Raw genomic sequence first — 20090 nt, 5'->3', positions numbered from 1 at the left:
CAACAGAGGTTTGGAAAATGGAGCACAACCCTGAGAATCACAGCCTGAAATGCCCCAAGTGCCAGCACGGAATGGTGGAGGTGGAGCACGGTGAAGTGGTAATCGACCGCTGTACGAATTGTCATGGACTCTGGTTTGACGCCGACGAGGCCCACCAGCTGAAAAGCCTGCCGGAAAGCCATGCGGTGGATATTGGCGATCCGAAAGAAGGCTGGAAATGGGACAGCCGGGTGGAAATCGACTGCCCCCACTGCGGCAAGCGGATGGAATTGACCTCCGACGCCAAGCAAAAGCACATCTGGTACGAGATCTGCCACGACCATGGCATGTTCATGGACGCCGGCGAATTCGCTGACTTCAAGGAAGAGAACCTGCTGGACTGGTTCAAGAGCGTTATCAAGGGTGACCGGGAAACAGTCTGTCCCTGATTAATCCGGTGGCCTGCGCCCGCAGAGCCACCACTTTTATCTCAATCGGGCGTATAATGGCCGGTTTTTCGCCGCCGTGGAAAACCCGATGGATTACCAACAGCTGATCGAGTCCATGACGCCTGAGATCTATCAGAATCTCCGGCGCGCTGTGGAACTGGGCAAGTGGCAGAATGGCCAGAAACTCACTCCGGAACAGCGCCAGCACGCCATGCAGGCGGTGATTGCCTGGGGCGAGCGCCATCTGCCTGAAACCGAGCGGGTGGGCTACATCGACAAGGGGCACAAGGCTGGAGACAGCTGCGACGATCCCGCTGAAACACCTCTGAACTGGAAATAGGAGTCATTTGTGGCTGACCTTCTGGCGGCGGGCGCCGTCCGCAAAATGAAAACCGAGTTGGCCGAGCAGGTGGGCTATGCGCTGCCCCTGGGGGACGTCGAGTTACCCATGAATGCGCTGCTGGGTCGGACCCTGGCGCTGGATTACAAGGGCGTAATCAACTGTGTAGCCTGCGACCGGATGACCAGGAAGAGCTTCAACCAGGGATATTGCTATCCCTGTTTCCGGCGCCTGGCCCGGTGCGACAGTTGCATCGTGTCCCCGGAGAAGTGCCATTACGCCGCCGGCACCTGTCGCGAGCCTGAGTGGGGCGAGACCCACTGTATGATCGATCATATCGTTTACCTCGCCAACACCTCCGGGCTGAAAGTGGGAATCACCCGTCACAGCCAGGTTCCCACCCGCTGGATGGATCAGGGCGCCACGCAGGCGCAGCCCATATTCCGGGTAGATACCCGTCATCACTCCGGCGTCGTCGAGACGCTGTTCAAGGACCACGTGGCGGACAAGACCAGCTGGCAGACCATGCTCAAGGGTGATGCCGACGACATGGATCTCGAGCAGGAACGAAAGCGACTGATGGCCGAGTGCGCCAACGGGCTGCAGCAGGTCAGGGAACAGTTTGGCCTGCAATCGGTCACAGAACTGGAAGATGCGGGAGAAACCCGTATCCGCTTCCCGGTGCTGGAATATCCGGTGAAAGTAAAATCATTCAATCTGGACAAGACACCACAGGTTGAAGGCACGTTGCTGGGGATCAAGGGCCAGTACCTGATCTTCGACACCGGTGTTATCAACCTGCGAAAGTACGGCGGCTACCACCTTGCCGTCTCCGAACTTAACTGAGGCCCATCATGCGCGACGCCACCCCCGGCACCATTTATCTGGAGGACTACCAGGCGCCTCCCTACCTGATCAACCGCACCGAACTGCACTTCGAGCTGGGCGAGGAGGACACCATTGTCACCTCCCGGCTGCACCTGCTGCGGGCGGTTGCCGAGGATGTGCCTCTGCAACTGCACGGGCAGGAACTGGAACTGCTGCAGGTCAGTGTCGATAACGAGGAGCTTGCCGAGGAAGCCTACCAGCTGACCGATGACGGCCTGCTAATCCACCAGCTCCCGGAGCAGTGTGTGTTGTCATGCAAGACCCGCATCAGGCCCCAGGACAATACCTCCCTGGAGGGGCTCTACAAGTCCCACCGTATGTTCTGCACCCAGTGCGAGGCAGAGGGCTTCCGCAAGATTACCTACTATCTCGACCGTCCCGATGTGATGTCGGTGTTTACGGTGAGCATAGAAGCCGACGCCAAACGCTACCCGGTGCTGCTCAGTAACGGCAATCTGCTCGAAACCAAACCGCTGGACAACACCCGCCACTGGGTGCAATGGCATGATCCCTTCCCCAAGCCCGCTTACCTGTTCGCCCTGGTAGCCGGTGACCTGGAGCACATCGAGGACAGTTTCCGCACTGCCGGAGGTCGCGATGTGACTCTGCGGATTTACGTGGAACCCAAGGATATGGGTAAGTGCGACTACGCCATGGATGCACTGAAACGCTCCATGCGCTGGGATGAAGAGGTATTCGGCCGGGAATACGACCTGGACATTTTCAACATCGTGGCCGTCGATGACTTCAATATGGGGGCCATGGAGAACAAGAGCCTCAATATCTTCAACAGCTCCTGCGTTCTCGCTCACCCGGACATTACCACTGACGCTGGCTACCAGCGGATTGAAGCCATTGTCGCCCACGAGTACTTTCACAACTGGAGCGGCAACCGGGTTACCTGCAGGGACTGGTTCCAGCTCAGCCTGAAGGAGGGCTTCACCGTTTTCCGGGACGCCGAGTTCTCTTCCGACATGGGTTCGCGCACAGTCAAGCGGGTTGAAGACGTCAGTATGCTGCGTACGGCCCAGTTTGCCGAGGATGCGGGCCCGATGGCGCACCCCGTTCGCCCGGAGTCCTATATCGAGATCAACAACTTTTACACCCTCACGATTTACGAGAAGGGTGCGGAGGTTGTGCGCATGATTCATACCCTGCTGGGCGAAGAGAATTTTCGCGCCGGTTCCGACCTGTATTTCTCCCGCCATGACGGCCAGGCGGTCACCTGCGAGGACTTCGTGCGGGCAATGGAAGACGCGAGCGGCATGGACCTGGGCCAGTTCCGTCGCTGGTATTCACAGGCGGGTACGCCGATCCTGTCGGTGACAGACAGCTACGACGCTGAAAGCAATACCTACACGCTGGACGTGTCGCAACGTTGTCCGGCGACACCGGGGCAGGCGCAGAAACAGCCCTTTGTCATTCCCCTGGCCATGGGGCTGCTCGGCGATGCGGGTAACCTGCCACTGACACTGGCGGGACAGGAGACGGATCATGAAACCGAAGACAATACCCACAAGGTGCTGATTGTCGACCAGGAGCGCCAGCAGTTCGTGTTCGACGACGTACGGGAGCGCCCGGTGCCCTCGCTGTTACGCGGTTTCTCGGCGCCGGTTCGCCTGGAATACGACTACGACCGCAGCGCCCTGTGCCAGTTGATGAGCCGCGATGACGACGGTTTTGTCCGCTGGGACAGCGCTCAGGCGCTGGCACTGCAGGTAATCACCGAGGTCCAGCAACAGCTGTCCAGCGGTGCCGCTGTCGTTATCGACCCATTGCTGAGTGGGGCTTTCGTCCAGCTGCTGGAAGATACGTCACTCGATCCGGCCATGGTTGCCGAAATGCTGGCACTGCCTGGCGAGAGCTACCTGGCGGAGCAGGCGGGAGAGGGTGCGGCCGATGTCGACCTGATTCACCGGGCCCGAGCGGCCGTCAAACAGGCCATCGGAGAAGCTGCCGAGCAGGTTCTGCTGGCCCGCTATCAGGCCCTGTCCAGCGTCGATGCATACCAACCCAGCGGGGACCAAATCGCCCGTCGCGCACTGCGCAACAGCTGCCTGGATTACCTGGCCTGTGCCAATGGCGCGCATCTGGGGCTGGCGCATGCACAGTTTCTCAGCGCTGGCAATATGACCGACCGACTGGCAGGGCTCAGGGCCCTGGCCTTCTACGGCGCGGCGAACGACTGGGCCCAGCCGCTGGCCGATTTCTACCAGGACTGGCGCCACGAGACCCTGGTGGTCAACCAGTGGCTGCAGTTGCAGGCAGCCATGCCCGATGGGGGCGCCCTGGACCGGGTTCGCGGGCTGATGGAGCATCCCGATTTCGACCTGCGCAACCCCAACAAGGTACGCGCGCTGATCGGTGGCTTTGCCGGCCAGAATCCGGTGAATTTCCACCGTACAGATGGCGAAGGCTACCGCCTGTTGGCGGATGTCATAGCCCGGCTCAACAGCATCAATCCGCAGATTGCCTCGCGGTTGCTGGCACCGCTGACCAAGTGGCGCTACTACGCCGGCCGTCAGGACATGATGCGCGGTGAATTGCAGCGCCTGGCCGCACTGCCGGAGCTGTCGCCGGACGTCTACGAGGTGGTGACCAAATCTTTGCAGTAAACGCCTCAGGCAGTGGGGTAGAGTGTCAGCGCCTCTGCCCGCTGCCGCTGCCCGCCCGTATGCTGTCGCTGTAGCCGCTCGACGACGGCTCTCAGCCGGTCACCGCGCCAGGCGGGGTGATCCTGTCCGTAAAGGGCTGTCTCCAGTGCCCTGAGTTCGGTAGCCAGTTCCTCGTCTGCCAGTACCGCCGAGGCCTGCTCCAGTGTAGTGACCCCGGGGTCGTTGCACAGTGCGCTGACCCAGAGAATCAGCTGCCTGCGTGCCTGTTGCGCCTGGTCAGCGGCGCAGGCTGCAATCAGCGACTTGTAGGCAGCCCTGGGCGAAATCCTCGCGATTGGCTCTTCTACGCCAACGTCACTGTTGCGCCGGCTGTGCCACCATAGACCGGCGGTGAGCAGCCAGCCCAGGCCGCACACCAGGGCCAGCAGTTGCCACAGTAGCGGCGATTCTGGCTGTACCGGCCCGGTGGGCTGCTGGCTTGCCGGCGCCGCAACGTCGCCCGGCGAGTACGTGGACGCGGAATTCGCGGCAGCCACCTGCAGCGTGCGCGCCGGTATGCTTGCCGTGCGCATCACCCGCGCCTCGGTATCCCACCAGGGAACCTCTATGGCCGGCAGTTCAATGCTGCCGGCCCGGGTAGGCACAATGGCAACACTGTCGGTTCGCGAGCCCAGCAGGCCGCTGGAAATTTCTGTATCGGAAATGCTCGGTTGATCCGGGTAATGCTTGATACCGTCGACCGGCTGCAGCAACACCGGTGGCAGTTGAGCGCCCTGCAGGCCTTCGCCGCGCAGTCGAATGCTGCGGGTGACGGACTCGCCGGCGCGCAACGGCCCGGGATCAGCCGACCACTCCTCCTCGAGCACGATATTGCGCGCCGGTAGCCAGGTATTACCGGTAAATTCTGCCGGCCTGGGCAGCACCTCGATTTCCAGCGCCTCACTGTACAGGCGAATGAGGCGTCCCCGGTTGGTATCGAAGACACTGCGCCGAGGGACACTCTCGCGGGCGGAGAAACTCTGTGCGGGAATCGTGAGCGAGCCGCTTTGTTCCGGGAAAATGGCGTAGCGCACCTCGTGCACCAGCCAGGGCCGACCATCGACCTGGCGCTGAAAGGACTTCTGCTCCAGTGGCACCACGAAAGCGCCGGGCAATTCGAGGTCGCTGATGCTGCGTCCGTCGAGGTTAACGGCCTGCTGCAGGCGCAGTGTGAGTATCAGCTGGCCCTGCACATAAACCGTCTCCCGGTCCACGCTGGCCTCGAACAGTACATTTTCCGCACCCGGGTCGATCTTTGGTGGTTGACCGACCTCGATCACCACTTCCCGGGTTGCGCGGGCTCCCACCTGCAACGCCGGTATGGTTAAAGTGCCCATCCGTCGCGGTGTAATTTCCATGTGCAGCTGGCGCTGGTGGCTGCGTTTGCCATTGACGATGGTGGTGTTGCTGCGAGTGCTCCGGGACAGGACTTCCCAGTCCCGGAGCAAGGCATCGAGGTTGACGCTGGACAGGTCCTCGTCGTCTTCGGTGGCGCTTACCACCAGTTGCAGGCTGTCCCCCAGGGCGATCCGGGTGCGGTCTACGCTGGCTTCCACAGCCGCTTGCGCCAGTCCGCTGGCGAGCGTGAACAGCAGTACCAGCGCCCACGGTGCCAGCCTACCAGTATGTGTCATCATCCTTCGTGTTTCCCTGTTGCTGTCGCTGCTGGCTTTCATAGCGGAATTTCTGCCGCAGCAGGCCTGAAGGGTCATCGGGCACCCGTCTCAGCCACTGCTCCATGGCCTGGTCGCGCTCCAGGTCCTCCTGCTGGGCCTCGGCGATGGCCTGGTTCAGTTGATCCTGTTGCTGACCGTCCGCGTCCTCTGGTTCCTGCTGTTCCCGGGCGTTTTCCGGCTGGCTGCTGTTCGCGTCCTGCTGGTCTTCCCCCTGTTGCTGCTGGTCCGGCGGCTGCTGTTGTTGCTCCGAGGCTGAGTCCCCGGGCTGTTGGTTCTGTTGCTCACTTTCCGGTTGCTGGCCCTGCTGAGGCTGTTGTTGCTGCTCGCCCTGTTGCTGTTGATCCTGGTTTGATTCCTGCTGTTCCTGCTGTTCCTGCTGCTGTTGCAGTTGCTCCAGCAGGGCCAGGTTATCCCGCGCGTCCTGCCTGTCCGGCTGCAGCTGCAGCGACTTGCGGTACGCCTCCATGGCCGCGTCCAGTTGTCCGGCCCGGGCCAGGGCATTGCCGCGGTTGTACAGGGCATCGGCACTGCCTTCGTCGTTGAATTTTTTTGCCGCCTCCGCGTAGTCGCCCCCGCGGTAGGCGGCGGTGCCGGCCCAGTCAGGGTTGTCGAACAGGTGCGCGGCAGCCTCGTGGTCTTGTGCCTGCAATGCCCGTTGCCCCTGTTGGTCCGGCGTCAGCCAAAGGTCGTCCCAGAGCCCCGCCTGCGCTGGTTGCGGCAGCGGCGCAAACAGCAATGGCAACAGGCAGACGAACCAGCCGCGGCGGAACAGGGACAGCACCACCGGCAGCAGCAGGAGCACCAGCAGGTAGCCCTGGTCCTCCCAGGTGTCCGCCGCCCGCTCCAGTACCAGGGTCTGTTCCGGCAGGTCGAGCAGACCCTCTGCCAGCAGGTAGTCGAGGTCGCTGTCATCGATCTGCATGGGCATATAGCGACCACCGACATCCCCGGCCAGGTCCAGCAGTGTGCCTTCCTCAAGGCCCGGAAGCACGATGGCACCACTATCGTCCTTGAGGAAGCCACCCCTGGGCAGGGGGAGGGGAGCGCCGGTTGGGGTGCCGATGCCCATTATCGCGAGACTGACGCCGCTGCCGCGCAGCAACTCAGCGATCTCGTTCCGGTCCGCTGCGGTAATGCCATCGGTCAGCAACAGCAGCCGCCCCTGGCGGATGCCGGCAGAGTGTAACAACTCGATGCCCAGGGCCAGGGCGGCTGCCGGCTCCGACCCCATGACCGGCATCATGGTGGGGTCCAGCGCTGGCAGCAGGTTGGCGATGGTGGGGGTGTCGTCAGTGAGCGGGGTCACAATGTGGGCGTCGCCGGCGTAAGCGATCAGCCCGGTTTGGCCCTCTCGCCTGCGCTCCAGCAGGTCCAGCAGCTTCTGCCGGGCCCGGTCCGTGCGCGAGGGCGCCAGGTCGGCGGCCATCATCGAGTAACTCAGATCCATAACCAGTACCAGTGCGTCCTGTTTCTGGTGCACCGGCTGGGGAATCTTCTGGAAGCTGGGACCCGCGGCCGCCAATGCGGCCACTATCCAGGCCAGCAGCAGGCCTGGCGCCAGGTTGCGTTGCGGTTTCCCCTCGCCATCGCCAATCAGGTAGGGCAGGAGCCGGGGATCGATAACCGAACTCCAGCTGCCGCTGCGCTGTCGCAGACGCCAGATCAGCAAAGCCAGGAACACCGCCGGCACGATGGCCCACAGCCACTCGGGACGCATCAGGTGAAAACTCATCCGGTTTCCTCCCCCATTGCCGGGTGGCTTCCTGCGGGCCGGGCCAGCCAGACCTGGCGCATCGCCAGGGCGAAGCTGATCGCCAGCGCCAGTAGCAGCGGCAGGTAACCCAGGGCCTGGCGCGGTCGGTAGCTGGCGGTGTCCACTTCGATGGGTTCCAACTGGTCCAGCAGCAGGTAAATATTGGCCAGCTCGGCGGGGTTACGGGCCCGGAAATACTTGCCACCGGTCATCTGTGCAATTTGTTGCAAGCCTGCCTCATCCAGCTCCGCCGAGGGGTTGACCTGGCGGGCACCGAAGCTGGAGCCGAACAGGCCCGGCATGGTCAGCCGGTCGGCGCCGATACCGATGGTGTAAATGCGGATGCCCAGGTCCGCCGCCAGCTTGGCGGCATCCAGGGGCTGTACCGAGCTGGCGGTGTCCTTGCCATCGCTGAGCAGGATCAGCACCCGGTTGTCGGCAGGTCGCTCCTTCAGCCGTTTTACCGCCAGCCCAATGGCGTCACCGATGGCCGTGTCCTGGCCGGCGAAACCAATTTGTGCTTCCCGCAGGAAGCGCTGTACGGTGGCCGTATCAAAGCTGAGCGGCGACTGCACGTAGGCGTTGCTGCCGAACAGGATCAAGCCAAGGCGGTCACCCTCGCGCTGCTCGATGAACTGGCTGCCGACCTGCTTCACCGCGCGGATACGGCTGACCAACTGGTCCGACAGTTCCATATCCTCGATGGTCATGGAGCCGGAGATATCCACTGCCAGCATCAGGTCGCGGCCACTGTTGGGCAGCTCAATCGCCTCGCCGACCCAGATGGGTCGCGCCGCAGCCAACAGTAGCAGCAACCACAGCAGCCAGAGGGCCAGTTCCGGCAGGCGGCGAGTGCTGCGGGCGGTACGTCCCTGGTGCTCGCTAAGCTGTTGCCAGCGGTCGAAAAACGGGGCGCGCAGGGCCGGCTCCTGTCCCTCGGCAGGCGGCGCCAGGCGCCGCACCAGCCAGGGCAGCGGTGCCAGCAGCAGCATCCACGGCCAGAACCACTCGATCATGCGCTCACCCTGTGTCGTTTGATCCAGCTAGCGCACTGGTGGAGATGCTCGTCGAGTCCCTGGCCATCGACCTCGCCGAGGTATTGGGCCTGTAATAGTCGCAGTTCGAACCCGGCGTTTCCGGCCATTGTCTGGTCGAGAAAGTCCTGCCAGTCGCGACCGCTGATGCCGGCCACGTCGCGGACGGGGTAAGCCCTCAGCGCGACAGCCTTGAGCAGGGCGTTGGCCTCGGACAGGCAGCGCAGGTGGTTATTGTCGGCCAGCCAGCGGCTGCGAATCTGTGCCAGCTGTGCCAGGCCCCGGCGACGGTAGGCATTGCGGCGGTAACGGCGCAGCCCGCCCCAGGCCACTGCGGCCAGGCCGACGATGACCAACGCCAGCAGCAGCCACCAGCCGGGTGCCGGTGGCCACCAGCCTATAGCTGCCGGTTCGCGCAGGGGGTGGAGTTGTGCCAGCGGGTCGGCAGGGTTCACCGGCGGCTGTCTCCGAAATAGGTCTGCAGCAGGGAGAAGGGGGCCTCCGCCGTCGACGTCTGCAGCAGCGGAACGCCGAGGCGGGCGAGATCCTGTTGCAGCCGGTGTTGCCGTTGGCTGAAGGCGTCATGGTACTCGCGGCGCAACCGTCGGTCGGCGGTATTCAGTTCGCTGCGGGCTTCGCCATCGGTAACCGCGTAGCGGCCGCCCTGTGGCAACTGGCTTTCCAGTGGATCGCTGCATCCGATAGCGGTCACCTGGGTGTGCTGGGCCAGCTGGAACATATGTTTGCGGGCATTGTCATCGTCGGCGCCGCTGAAGTCGCTGACCAGATAGATGTTACTGCCCGGTTTTGCCACCCGGCGCAGGTTGGCCAGCATGTCGGCAAAGCTGCCCGTTGGCGCAGGTGCTGCCAGCGGCAGGGCGCTGTTAAAGGCACAGACCTCCGATAACAGGCCAAGTACCGTGCGTCGAGAGCGGCGTGGCCGTACCTCACGATGGCGGTGGCCGTCAAACACCAGTCCGCCAACCCGGTCGCCGCCGTCCAGGGCGCTCCAGCAGAGCAGGCTGGCGAGGTGCGCCGCGAGTACCGACTTGAAGCAATTGCTGGAGCCGAAGAACATCGCCGGCCGCTGGTCTACCACCAGCAGTACCGGGCGTTCCCGCTCCTCCCGAAACAGTTTGGTGTGAGCGTTTCCGGTGCGCGCGGTGACCCGCCAGTCAATGCTGCGGATGTCGTCTCCCGCCTGGTAACTGCGGACCTCCTCGAAGTCGATACCCCGGCCGCGAAAATTGGACTTGTTGGGGCCGGTGAGGGCAGACAGTGCGCGATTGCGACGCGCAAGCTGTAGCTGCCGCGCCGGGAACCGCAGGGCGATCAGGTCTTCCAGGGAGGCGTAGGCACCCCTGGCCGGGGCTGCGATATCCGCTGCCTGCATCAGCCCACGGGCACCAGCGCCAGCAACTCGCTGGTCACCTGGTCGGGGGTGATGCCACTGGCCTCGGCCTCGAAACTCAGCAGCAGTCGGTGACGCAACACGTCCGCGACCACCGCCTGCACGTTGTCCGGGCTGACGAAGTCCTGGCCGCCTAGCCAGGCGTGGGCGCGGGCGCAGCGGTCCAGGGCGATAGTGGCGCGAGGACTGCCACCGTACTCGATCCAGTGCCGCAGCTGCTCGTTATAGCGCTCCGGGGAGCGGGTGGCGATAACCAGTTGCACGATGTAGTCCTCGACCGCCTGCGACATGTGCAGGCCCAGTATTTCCTCCCGGGCAGCGAATATCGACTCCTGTGCAAGGGGTCGGGGAGCGTTCGCTGCCGGCTTGCTCGCTTCGGAACGGGTCAGGCGAAGAATGTCGGCCTCGGCCGCGGCATCGGGGTAGTCCACATTGACGTGCAGCAGGAATCGATCCAGCTGGGCCTCCGGCAGGGGGTAGGTACCCTCCTGTTCAATCGGATTCTGGGTAGCCATCACCAGGAACAGCCGCGGCAGGTCGTAGGTTTCCGAGCCGATACTGACCTGGCGCTCCGCCATGGCCTCCAGCAAGGCTGACTGCACTTTGGCGGGTGCGCGATTGATCTCGTCGGCTAGCACCAGGTTGTGGAAGATCGGACCACGCTGGAAATGGAAAGAGCCCTCCTGGGGTCGGTAAATTTCGGTGCCGGTAACGTCTCCCGGCAGCAGGTCCGGGGTGAACTGGATGCGCTGGAAGTCACCCTCCAGTCCGTCTGCGAGGCTTTTTACCGCCCGGGTCTTGGCGAGTCCCGGGGCGCCCTCAACCAGCAGGTGACCGTCTGCCAGCAGGGCGATAATAAGTCTTTCCACCAGATGCGACTGGCCAATAATCTGGCCACTGAGCCACTCTTGCAGGGCCCTGATTTCTGCGCTTGCCACGCGATCTCCTGTTGTTTGTGTCAGATGGTTACTACCGGGAAAGGCAGGCGCATTGTATCGCACCCTGTAGCAGCGTCCACCCCGTCTGCGGCAGGAACGATTGTGTGACTTATCACCACAGTAAAAGTTCCTCAGGGTTGTCTCGTTGACGCGGGGTTTGGTCTAGACTTGCAACAGGGCCTTGCCTACCGCAGCGGGCAGGAAGAACAATCGAATCGGGATACCTGAATGATCTGGGAAAGCCTCAAAAAAAACCTGATCAGCGAGCTCAAGAAGCGTATTGATAATAATGCCGAGGGTGAAGAGCGCGCCTCGCTGAATAATCTTGCCGACGATTTCTACCGGCGCTTTGCCGCCGAGGACCTGCGCGGTCGCTCGGTGGAGAACCTCTACGGCTGCCTGCGCTATCTGTTGCGTTTCATGCGCGAAGGGCTTGGCGAAACGGCCCGCATTGAAATTTTCAATCCGGAACTGCAGAGCCACGGCTGGGAAAGCACCAACACGGTACTGGTTATACACTGCCGCGGTATTCCCTTTGTCACCGCATCGGTGCGCGGGGAAATAAACCGTCGCAACCTGCCTATTCACATCATCGCCAGCTCCAACCTGGAAGTGGCGCGCGATGAGCAGGGCCTGCTGCGAAAGATTTTGTCCGACAGTGAACAGGACCAGATGGAAAGCCATCGCGAGGCCGTGGTCTACTTTGAACTGGCCCGGCACTCCCAGCCGGCGGAACTGGACCAGTTGCGAGACACGCTGGAGGACATCCTCGCCGAAGTATATACGGTGGTCGATGATTTCCCGGCTATGAACCGTCAACTGGACAATGTGGTGGAACTGGTGCAAGCCAGTAGCTGCGTGGACGCCGGGTTACGTGAGGAGGCCGTCGAATTCCTAATCTGGCTCGGGCAACAGCACATGACCATGCTAGGCTACGAATACCTTGAGGTTGACCAAAGCGGCAAGCTACCCACGGTGACGGCCTCCGACCAGGGGCGGCTGGGACTGTTGCGCCACCGGGAAACCCGGGGTGTGGCGGACCTCGAGGCCGACCTGGCGAGTATGGGGCAGGAGGAATTGCAGCGCCGGCAGTTAAGCTTTTCCAAGTCTCGGCAGCGCTCCCGGGTTCATCGGCTGACCTACCCGGACTACGTCGAAGTGCGCGTATTCAACGAGCAGGGTGAGATGGTTGGGCAGCACCGTTTCATCGGGCTGTATACCTCCTCGGTTTACACCATGAATCCCAAGTACATTCCTATCCTGCGGCGCAAGGTACAGGCAGTGATGGAAATGTCCGATATGGACTGGGCGGAGCATGAAACCCGGGAACTGGCCCGGGTACTGGAGCTTTATCCCCGCGATGAACTGTTCCAGTCGAGCATCACCGACCTGTACAACACAGTCAACGCTATTAACCGAATCCAGGAGCGCCGCCAGACCCGCCTGTTTGTGCGCCGCGATATTCACGGCAAGTTTGTCAGCTGTATTATCTATGTTCCCCGCGATCGCTATACCACGGAGCTGCGGGAACTCATGGAGAGCATCCTCAGTGACGCGTTCAAGGCCGAGGAGTCGGAATTCACCACGCATTTCTCCGAGTCGATCCTGGTCCGGGTCCATTTTGTGCTGCGGGTGGATCCGGCCAAACCGCTGGACTATGACGATACTGAACTGGAAGACCTCATCGTCCAGGCGACCCTCGCCTGGACCGACAGGTTGCGCAACCGCCTGATCGAGGAGTTCGGCGAGGAGCACGGCAACCAGTATGTCGAGGAATTCGGTGACGGCTTTCCCGCCGGCTACCGGGACGATTTCGACCCGCGGATGGCGGTCGCCGACATCAAGAAAATCCTGCGGCTGGCTAATGGCGAGCGGCTGGCCATGTCCTTGTACCGCACCCTGGAAGACGGCGAGGACATGCTGCGCCTGCGCCTGTATAACGCCGGAGCAAGCCTGCCCCTGTCGGATGTGCTGCCCATTCTGGAAAACCTGGGGCTGCGGGTGATCAGCGAGCGACCCTATGGCATTGCTGCGTACAGCGGCGGCAGGTACTGGGTGCAGGAATTTTTCATGCACTACAGTCTTTCGGACAATATCGACCTGGAAGATGTGAAGGAAGAGTTCGAGGACGCCTTCGCCCGGATCTGGTTTGGTGAAGCGGAGAGCGACTCTTTCAATCGTCTGCTCATCGGTACTCGCCTGAGCTGGCGCGAAATCGCCCTGCTGCGCGCCTACGCCCGCTACCTGCAGCAGCTCAATTTCCCCTACAGCGTTGAATACATTGCCGGCACCATGGCCGACCACCTGCACATCACCGCACTCATCGTCGAATTGTTCCTTACCCGTTTTTCGCCCGTCTTCGACGGTGACGAGGACTGGCGGGGTGAACGAGAGCTGGACGTCGAACAGCGGATACTGGATTCTCTCGAACAGGTCGAGAACCTGGGCCAGGACCGCATCATCCGCCAGTATGTGAAACTGATAAAAGCGACCCTGCGCAGCAACTTCTTCCAGCAGGCGGACGGGGGCGGCCTCAAGCCGTACATATCCTTCAAACTCAAGCCTTCGGCGATTCCCGATATACCCCAGCCTGTGCCGATGTTTGAGGTGTACGTGTACTCGCCCCGGGTCGAGGGAGTGCACCTGCGCGGCGGCAAGGTCGCCAGGGGCGGCCTGCGCTGGTCAGACCGGCATGAAGATTTCCGTACCGAGGTACTGGGCCTCGTCAAGGCGCAACAGGTCAAGAACGCGGTCATTGTGCCGGTAGGGGCCAAGGGAGGGTTTGTTGCCCGGCAGCTCAATCCCCAGATGTCACGGGATGAGATCCAGCAGGAGGGCATAGAATGCTACAAGCTGTTTATTCGCGGTTTGCTGGATATTACTGACAACCGCGGCGACGTCTCCATTATCCGGCCTCCCTATGTGGTCGCCAAGGACGAGGACGACCCTTACCTGGTGGTGGCGGCGGACAAGGGCACGGCCACCTTCTCGGATATCGCCAACGGCCTTTCGGCGGAGTATGACTTCTGGCTGGGTGATGCCTTTGCCTCGGGGGGCAGCGCCGGCTACGACCACAAGAAAATGGGCATTACCGCCAAGGGTGCCTGGGTGTCGGTGCAGCGCCACTTCCGGGAGATGGGGGTGGACGTACAGTCCAGCGATTTCACCGTGGTGGGTATCGGCGATATGGGCGGCGATGTGTTCGGCAACGGCATGCTGTTGTCGCAACACATTCGGCTGCTGGCGGCCTTCAACCACCTGCATATTTTCGTTGACCCGGAGCCGGACGCCGCCGCCAGCTATGCCGAGCGCAAGCGCCTGTTTGAGTTACCGCGCTCGAGTTGGTCGGACTACGCCACAGAACTGATCTCCGAGGGCGGCGGTGTATTTTCCCGGTTTGCGAAATCGATTGCCATCTCGCCACAAATGCAGGCGCGCTTCGATATTGAAGACACGCACCTGACCCCCAACGAGCTGATTTCCCAACTGCTCAGGGCCAGGGTCGATCTGCTGTGGAACGGCGGCATAGGCACTTATGTCAAGGCATCTACCGAGAGTCACATTGATGTGGGTGACAAGGCCAATGATGCCCTGCGGGTAGATGGTCGCGACCTGCGCTGCAAGGTCGTGGGCGAGGGCGGCAACCTCGGTATGACCCAGCTTGCGAGGGTAGAGTACGCCCTGTGCGGCGGCCGTTCCAATACCGATTTTATCGACAACGCCGGCGGGGTCGACTGTTCGGACCATGAGGTCAATATCAAGATCCTGCTCAACGCTGTGGTGGCAAGGGGTGATATGACCGAGAAGCAGCGTAACCTGCTGCTGGAGGAAATGACGGACAGCGTCTCCGAATTGGTGCTCAACAACAACTACCGGCAGGTTCAGGCCATCAGCCTGGTGGAACTGCAGGCGGAGGAGCGTTTTGGCGAGTATCGTCGCTTTATCGAGACCATGGAGGAAATGGGGCGAATTGACCGGGCACTGGAGTTTCTGCCCAGCGACGAGGAATTGGTCGAGCGCAAATCCCGGGGCCAACCTCTGACCCGCCCCGAACTTTCGGTACTGATTTCCTACAGCAAGGCGGTGCTGAAGGAGCTTCTCATAGAGTCAGACCTCGGCAAGGACCCCTACCTGTACAACGCGGTCACCACCGCGTTTCCCCTGCGGCTGGTGGAGCAGTTTGGCGATGAAATACGCAGCCACCGACTACACCGGGAAATCATGGCTACCCAGGTGGCCAATGACATCGTTAACAGGATGGGACTGAACTTCGTGGTGCGCCAGGCCAAGGCCACCGGCGCTGCAGTGGCTGACGTGGCCCGGGCCTATACCACGGTGATGGAAATTTTCCAGCTGCGTGAGCTGTGGGAGTGGATCGAACTGCTGGACTACCGGGTATCCTCGTCGGTGCAGATGGACATGATGCTCAAGCTGGTGCGGCTGGTGAAACGGGCGACGCGCTGGTTGTTGCGCAATCGGCGGCATGAATTGATGCCGACCCCGCTGGTGAGCGAGTTCAGTGAAGGCCTCGCCCAGATTCGGTCAAGTTTTTCCTCCATGCTGCGCGGCAGTTCGGCGGAGCAGCATGAGTCCCTCTACGAGCACTACCTGCAGGAGGGTGTTGGTGAGGAACTGGCGGAGCGGGTAGCGCGTACCCAGACGGCCTACACGGCGCTGGGCATCATCCAGGCGGCCGGGGAGAACGAGGCCTCGGTTGAGAACGTGGCCAGGCTGTACTTCTTCATCGGGGAGCGCCTGGAACTGGATTGGTTCAGCAGCCAGATCATGGCGGCCAAAGTGGAAAACGAGTGGCAGGCCATGGCCCGCGACACCTACATGGAAGACCTGGAGTGGCAACAGCGCACCCTGGCCGTTGGCGCGCTGAAGCACCTGGATAGCGAGGGCAACGTGCTGGCCTGTATGCGACAGTGGGAGCACGAACAGGAAGCCCTGCTGGGGCGCTGGCAGGCGATGCTGGCAGAACTGCACGCCACGGATTCACCCGACTTTTCCATGTTTGCAGTGGCCAACAGGGAGCTACTGGACCTGGCCCAGAGCAGCATACGTCAGGTTGATCAGGGCCCGGCTATGGGCCCGGGTTGATAGGGAGTCAGAGCGCCCGCATCTTGTGAACGCCAGAGACCCCGGTCAGGCCGTCCCACTGGTCGCAGCGGCCTTCACGCCAACCGGATATCCAGTTCTGGCGGTGAGCGTCGTTCTCGTGGGGACAGTAATCCAGACTGCGGCCTGAGACCCCTGCCTGGTAACCTTTGTCAAATGCCCTGGTGTTCATGTCGCGCTTCTGTCTTCTCATCAAGAATGCCTCCGTCTCAGGCGTCTGGCACGGTCCGGGGCCGCGAGAATGGTCCCTCGCTCACCGCGGACGGTGGTCGATTTGATATGTTTTGTGCGTGTATCTGGCTTATGAAAGCACAGCAGTACAACGAAGGGTGCCCGCAGGCACTGTCTCAATGAAACCAGAGCCCAACGGCCTTGGCCAACAACGATTAGTTCTGAAAGGCGATATCCATATAACAAAAACGTCACCTACGGGATTCTTGCAAAATCTCGAGCTTTTGTCTGGTCGATATTCGGGGGCGCTGGTAGGATGATTTGCCCGGAATGAGCAAGGGACATCCCGATGTTTGAACGCAATAAGAACAAGCAGCCGCCTGAGCCCCCGGCCGAGTCGCCACGCCCCGGCCCCGGCACGACGGCTGCTGCCAACCCGGCCCCGAAGGCCAGCCCCAGTCCGGCAACGACAAGGAGTACAGCAATGATTGGACCGAGTATCGAGATCAAAGGTACCGTCACCGGTGACGAAGACCTGCTTATACAGGGCAAGGTGGAGGGCTCCATCGATCTGGGCGCTCACGAGGTTACCGTCGGTGAGTCCGGTAAGGTCAACGCAGACATTACCGCCCGCACCGTGCGTATTGACGGTGAGGTGGCGGGCGATATTCGCGGCAATGAAAAAGTGGTGATTTCCAAGTCGGGCAATGTCCGCGGCAACATCATCGCGCCGCGCATGACCCTCGAGGATGGCGCCATCTTCAAGGGATCCATCGACATGGATCCGGGCGATGCTGCCGCCAAAGTCAGCCTCGCGCCCAAAACGGGTGCCGGCAAGCCAGCGCTGGACACGGATTCGGCCCCGGAGCTGGACCTCAAGAGCGGTTGACCAACGGGCGATGAGCGAGCAGCAGAGCAGTCAGCTGTTGCCCGGCCTGTTCGAAGGGATCGCAGAAGAGCAGCGGATTAACGTCCTGCACCTCGGGCCGGTTATGCCCGAGACTGTCGAGTTTTTTTCCGAATTCCGCTGCAAGCTTTATATCAATGATCTGTTCGCAGAACTTCCCCTGGTGTTCCAGCCCGGGGACGAACAGACCGTGGCACAGCGAGTCGACCAACTACTGGACTTCCCGGATGCGGTGCGGTTTGACCTCTGCCTGTTCTGGGACCTGTTCAATTATCTGGATGAGGACGGGGTCCGGGCGCTGATGGACAGCCTGCGGGCCCGGCTGGCGCCCGGCGCCAGGGCCCATGCCTTCGGCGTGCACAATACCCGGGCCGCCCGACGCGATGGTCGTTACGGGGTGGTTTCTGCGGCGGAAATCTGCGTGCGTCCGCGGACGCCGGCCCTGCCCTGTTACTCGCCCCATCCCCAGGCGCGGCTAAAGGAATGGCTGGACGGCTTTGAAATCAAGCGCTCGGTGTTGCTGGCGGAAAGTCGCCTGGAATTCCTGTTGCAGGCCCGCGGTTAGTTCGCTTCAACCGCGGTTTTGTACAGCTCCAGCCCCCGGGCCTGGTAATTGGCCAGTGCGTCGGGGTGATCCAGCGAGCAGGTATGCACCCACACCCGCGTCACCTCGTCCCAGGCCCAGGCCTGCTCCAGGGCGCAGGTCAGCAGCTTGCCACCGAAGCCCTTGCCTATAAAGGCCGGGGCGAGGCCGAAGTACTTGATTTCGACCTCGTCACCCGCCTGTTTCTGCAACTCGAAATAGCCTGCAGGCGAGCCCTTGTGGTAGCCCACCCAGGTGCGCAGGTTATCTGCCTCGGCGTAGTCCTGCCACTGCTGCTCCGACCAGCTCAGCTTTTCTTTCCAGTCCCACGAGCCGCCCACATACTGGTACAGAAAACGATTGAGCGGCCACTGCTTCACCTGGGCCTCGGCCACCTCCAGTCCCGGCGCTTCCCGTCCGGGCAGCAACTGGGTGGGTGACCGCATTTCCAGGTAATAGACCGTGATGTCGCTCACGTCAGTCCTGCCAGATGATTTTCTTGCGTGAGGCGTACCATTCATCGAGGTAGGGCTCGTAGGCCGCTTCAATATTGTTGCGTTTGATTTTCAGCGTTGGCGTGAGGAAGTCGTTCTCCACCTGCCACTGGTCGCGAACAATCGCCAGGAACTGCAACTGCTCGTAGTTCTCAACCTGGCTGTTCACCCCGGCCAGAAGCTTCTCCAGTTGCGCATCGGTCTTTTCCCTGAAAGCGGGATTATCAAACTCTTCCCGCAGCCCTTCAGCCAACTGCAGGCTGGCGTAGCAGGCCGGGCGCCCTGAGCCGGACACACAGCATTGTTCCACCAGGCCATCGGCGCTCAGCAGGTTCTCCAGCGGCACCGGGGCCACGTACTTGCCTTTACTGGTCTTGAACAACTCTTTTACCCGGCCGGTAATCCGCAGCAGCCCGTCCTCGTAGACGCCGCGGTCGCCGGTCTTGAAGAAACCATCCTCTGTCATCACCTCGGCAGTCAGTTCCGGCGCCTTGTAGTAGCCCATCATCAGTCCCGGGGACCTGATTTCGATTTCACCGACTTCAGAAATCCGGCACTCCACGCCTTCGGCCGGTGCGCCGACTGTGCCCGGGGCACGTTTACCCTCGGTGGACATGTGCGAGTAGGCAAAGTCCTCAGTCATGCCATAGCCTTCCATGATGTGCAGGCCCAGCTTGTCATACCAGCGAATAAGGTCAGCCGGAATCGGCGCCGAGCCACTGGCGGCGATGCGCACGCTGGACAGGCCGAGACCATCGAGTACTTTCTTGCGCACGATGTTGTTGACGATGGGGATTTTCAGCAGCAGGTTCAGCTTTTTTTCCGGGAATTTCTGGAATACACCGGACTGGAACTTTAGCCACAGCCGAGGCACGCTGATAAACACCGTGGGTCGGGCCCTGCGCAGGTCCTGCAGGAAGGTATCCAGTTCCTCGGCAAAAAATACATGCACTCCCTGGTAGATGGATCCCGCCTCCAGCAGCGCCCGCTCCATAACGTGAGCCAGCGGCAGGTAGGAGAGGGCGCGGTCGGATTCATTGATATCCAGAACGCGGCCCTGCAGGGCGGCCGGTGCGGAAATGGAGCCAAAGGAGTGGGCAACCCCCTTGGGTTTGCCGGTGCTTCCTGAGGTATAGCAGATCAGCGCCCGCTGTCCGGCGGGCCAGACAGGTTCATCGCTGATGGGCTCGTTACGGGCGATGACCTCATCCCATGTTTCATAATCGTTGGCGGGTGCGAGAGGCAGCGCAATCTTCGGCATGTCCTCGGGTACGCCCTCTTTCATGTGTTCCCAGTCATCCAGCTTGCCCACAAACAGCAGTTTGGCCTCGGAGTGGTCCAGGATGTAGCGCACGGTTTCGGCATTGAGCGTGGGGTACAGGGCCACGGTGCAGTGGCCCGCCATCCAGATCGCCAGTTCGGCGATGATGAAGTGGGCGCAGTTTTTGGAAATCATGGCAATGTTGCTGTTTGCCGGTAAACCCAGCGAATTGATGTGGGCGGCCATGCGCCGCGCCTGGTCCATGGTCTCGCCCCAGCTGTAGTCGATCGCCTCCCCGTTGACCGGTTGGGTCAGGAAGATGCGTTCCGGGTGGGCTTTTTCGCGCTCGAAAGCGGCCTGTAGAACCAGTTTTTCGGGGACAGTACTCATGCTTAGATCCTGTTTTATTCTCCAGCGGGGTTAATACAGTA

16 protein-coding genes are annotated in these 20090 nt (G+C 61.6%); 7 read left to right on the top strand and 9 right to left on the bottom strand.

Features of this window, described 5'->3' with window-relative positions; all coding sequences use genetic code 11:
- Positions 1-17 precede the first annotated feature (17 nt).
- The 4 genes from E2F43_RS16365 (at position 18) to pepN (ending at position 4271) form a co-directional block, all read left to right on the top strand.
- Positions 18-428, top strand: coding sequence for a TFIIB-type zinc ribbon-containing protein (locus tag E2F43_RS16365; protein ID WP_133214665.1), 411 nt, complete (start codon positions 18-20; stop codon positions 426-428).
- An 88-nt stretch (positions 429-516) separates the two neighbouring features.
- On the top strand, positions 517-768 hold the full coding sequence (locus E2F43_RS16360; protein WP_133214663.1) for a YeaC family protein: 252 nt from the start codon (positions 517-519) through the stop codon (positions 766-768).
- A 9-nt stretch (positions 769-777) separates the two neighbouring features.
- Positions 778-1614, top strand: coding sequence for a DUF2797 domain-containing protein (locus tag E2F43_RS16355; RefSeq protein ID WP_238946981.1), 837 nt, complete (start codon positions 778-780; stop codon positions 1612-1614).
- Positions 1615-1622: 8 nt separating this feature from the next.
- Positions 1623-4271, top strand: a complete 2649-nt coding sequence (gene pepN, locus E2F43_RS16350) for an aminopeptidase N (RefSeq protein ID WP_133214661.1) — start codon at positions 1623-1625, stop codon at positions 4269-4271.
- 5 nt (positions 4272-4276) lie between these two features.
- Here the strand turns inward: pepN and E2F43_RS16345 are convergent, their stop codons facing one another.
- The 6 genes from E2F43_RS16345 to E2F43_RS16320 are packed head-to-tail and all read right to left on the bottom strand — an operon-like array spanning position 4277 to position 11122.
- A complete protein-coding gene (locus tag E2F43_RS16345; RefSeq protein WP_165954364.1) occupies positions 4277-5947 on the bottom strand; it encodes a BatD family protein in 1671 nt (556 codons plus the stop codon).
- Entirely contained in the window at positions 5928-7718 is a 1791-nt protein-coding gene (locus tag E2F43_RS16340; protein WP_238946980.1) for a vWA domain-containing protein, read from the bottom strand. Before E2F43_RS16340 ends, E2F43_RS16345 begins: the two co-directional genes overlap by 20 nt.
- On the bottom strand, positions 7715-8755 hold the full coding sequence (locus tag E2F43_RS16335; protein ID WP_133214657.1) for a vWA domain-containing protein: 1041 nt from the start codon (positions 8753-8755) through the stop codon (positions 7715-7717). Before E2F43_RS16335 ends, E2F43_RS16340 begins: the two co-directional genes overlap by 4 nt.
- Positions 8752-9228: a DUF4381 domain-containing protein gene (locus E2F43_RS16330; protein WP_133214655.1), complete on the bottom strand. Its 477-nt coding sequence runs from the start codon at positions 9226-9228 to the stop codon at positions 8752-8754. Before E2F43_RS16330 ends, E2F43_RS16335 begins: the two co-directional genes overlap by 4 nt.
- The gene (locus E2F43_RS16325) at positions 9225-10166 is read right to left on the bottom strand and encodes a DUF58 domain-containing protein (RefSeq protein ID WP_133214652.1); all 942 of its coding nucleotides are present in this window, start codon (positions 10164-10166) and stop codon (positions 9225-9227) included. Before E2F43_RS16325 ends, E2F43_RS16330 begins: the two co-directional genes overlap by 4 nt.
- Complete coding sequence (locus E2F43_RS16320) at positions 10166-11122, bottom strand: AAA family ATPase (protein ID WP_133214650.1); 957 nt, start codon at positions 11120-11122, stop codon at positions 10166-10168. The genes E2F43_RS16325 and E2F43_RS16320 overlap by 1 nt, the downstream gene beginning before the upstream one ends.
- 228 nt (positions 11123-11350) lie before the next feature.
- Here E2F43_RS16320 and E2F43_RS16315 point away from each other — a divergent pair, with 228 nt between their 5' ends.
- The gene (locus E2F43_RS16315) at positions 11351-16225 is read left to right on the top strand and encodes an NAD-glutamate dehydrogenase (protein WP_133214648.1); all 4875 of its coding nucleotides are present in this window, start codon (positions 11351-11353) and stop codon (positions 16223-16225) included.
- A gap of 7 nt (positions 16226-16232) precedes the next feature.
- On the opposite strand, the gene rmf is transcribed toward E2F43_RS16315, so the two are convergent.
- Positions 16233-16436: a ribosome modulation factor gene (gene rmf, locus E2F43_RS16310; RefSeq protein WP_133214646.1), complete on the bottom strand. Its 204-nt coding sequence runs from the start codon at positions 16434-16436 to the stop codon at positions 16233-16235.
- Between the two features lie 462 nt (positions 16437-16898).
- Between rmf and E2F43_RS16305 the strand changes: the two genes are divergently transcribed.
- Both E2F43_RS16305 and E2F43_RS16300 read left to right on the top strand, forming a co-directional pair.
- A complete protein-coding gene (locus E2F43_RS16305) occupies positions 16899-17303 on the top strand; it encodes a bactofilin family protein (protein WP_133214644.1) in 405 nt (134 codons plus the stop codon).
- Between the two features lie 10 nt (positions 17304-17313).
- Complete coding sequence (locus E2F43_RS16300; protein WP_133214642.1) at positions 17314-17886, top strand: class I SAM-dependent methyltransferase; 573 nt, start codon at positions 17314-17316, stop codon at positions 17884-17886.
- Here E2F43_RS16300 and E2F43_RS16295 read toward each other — a convergent pair.
- Together E2F43_RS16295 and E2F43_RS16290 are read right to left on the bottom strand one after the other, a co-directional pair.
- On the bottom strand, positions 17883-18380 hold the full coding sequence (locus E2F43_RS16295) for a GNAT family N-acetyltransferase (RefSeq protein ID WP_133214640.1): 498 nt from the start codon (positions 18378-18380) through the stop codon (positions 17883-17885). The two genes, E2F43_RS16300 and E2F43_RS16295, sit on opposite strands and share 4 nt — an antisense overlap.
- 1 nt (position 18381) lies before the next feature.
- Positions 18382-20049 (bottom strand): AMP-binding protein, encoded by a 1668-nt coding sequence (locus E2F43_RS16290; protein WP_133214638.1) that lies wholly within the window; start codon positions 20047-20049, stop codon positions 18382-18384.
- Between the last annotated feature and the right edge of the window lie 41 nt (positions 20050-20090).

Source organism: Seongchinamella unica (genome assembly GCF_004354085.1).
GTDB lineage: Bacteria > Pseudomonadota > Gammaproteobacteria > Pseudomonadales > Halieaceae > Halioglobus > Halioglobus unicus.
Note: the sequence above shows the minus strand (reverse complement) of the source record. Positions and strands in the feature narration are given on the sequence as shown.

What these genes read in the sequence shown, in the direction of transcription:
- pepN (WP_133214661.1), top strand. Translation starts at nt 1,623, where the DNA reads ATGCGCGACGCCACCCCCGGCACCATTTATCTGGAGGACTACCAGGCG.
- E2F43_RS16335 (WP_133214657.1), bottom strand. Translation starts at nt 8,755, where the DNA reads ATGATCGAGTGGTTCTGGCCGTGGATGCTGCTGCTGGCACCGCTGCCC.
- E2F43_RS16305 (WP_133214644.1), top strand. Translation starts at nt 16,899, where the DNA reads ATGATTGGACCGAGTATCGAGATCAAAGGTACCGTCACCGGTGACGAA.
- E2F43_RS16345 (WP_165954364.1), bottom strand. Translation starts at nt 5,947, where the DNA reads ATGATGACACATACTGGTAGGCTGGCACCGTGGGCGCTGGTACTGCTG.
- E2F43_RS16300 (WP_133214642.1), top strand. Translation starts at nt 17,314, where the DNA reads ATGAGCGAGCAGCAGAGCAGTCAGCTGTTGCCCGGCCTGTTCGAAGGG.
- E2F43_RS16315 (WP_133214648.1), top strand. Translation starts at nt 11,351, where the DNA reads ATGATCTGGGAAAGCCTCAAAAAAAACCTGATCAGCGAGCTCAAGAAG.
- E2F43_RS16325 (WP_133214652.1), bottom strand. Translation starts at nt 10,166, where the DNA reads ATGCAGGCAGCGGATATCGCAGCCCCGGCCAGGGGTGCCTACGCCTCC.
- rmf (WP_133214646.1), bottom strand. Translation starts at nt 16,436, where the DNA reads ATGAGAAGACAGAAGCGCGACATGAACACCAGGGCATTTGACAAAGGT.
- E2F43_RS16290 (WP_133214638.1), bottom strand. Translation starts at nt 20,049, where the DNA reads ATGAGTACTGTCCCCGAAAAACTGGTTCTACAGGCCGCTTTCGAGCGC.
- E2F43_RS16340 (WP_238946980.1), bottom strand. Translation starts at nt 7,718, where the DNA reads ATGAGTTTTCACCTGATGCGTCCCGAGTGGCTGTGGGCCATCGTGCCG.
- E2F43_RS16365 (WP_133214665.1), top strand. Translation starts at nt 18, where the DNA reads ATGGAGCACAACCCTGAGAATCACAGCCTGAAATGCCCCAAGTGCCAG.
- E2F43_RS16360 (WP_133214663.1), top strand. Translation starts at nt 517, where the DNA reads ATGGATTACCAACAGCTGATCGAGTCCATGACGCCTGAGATCTATCAG.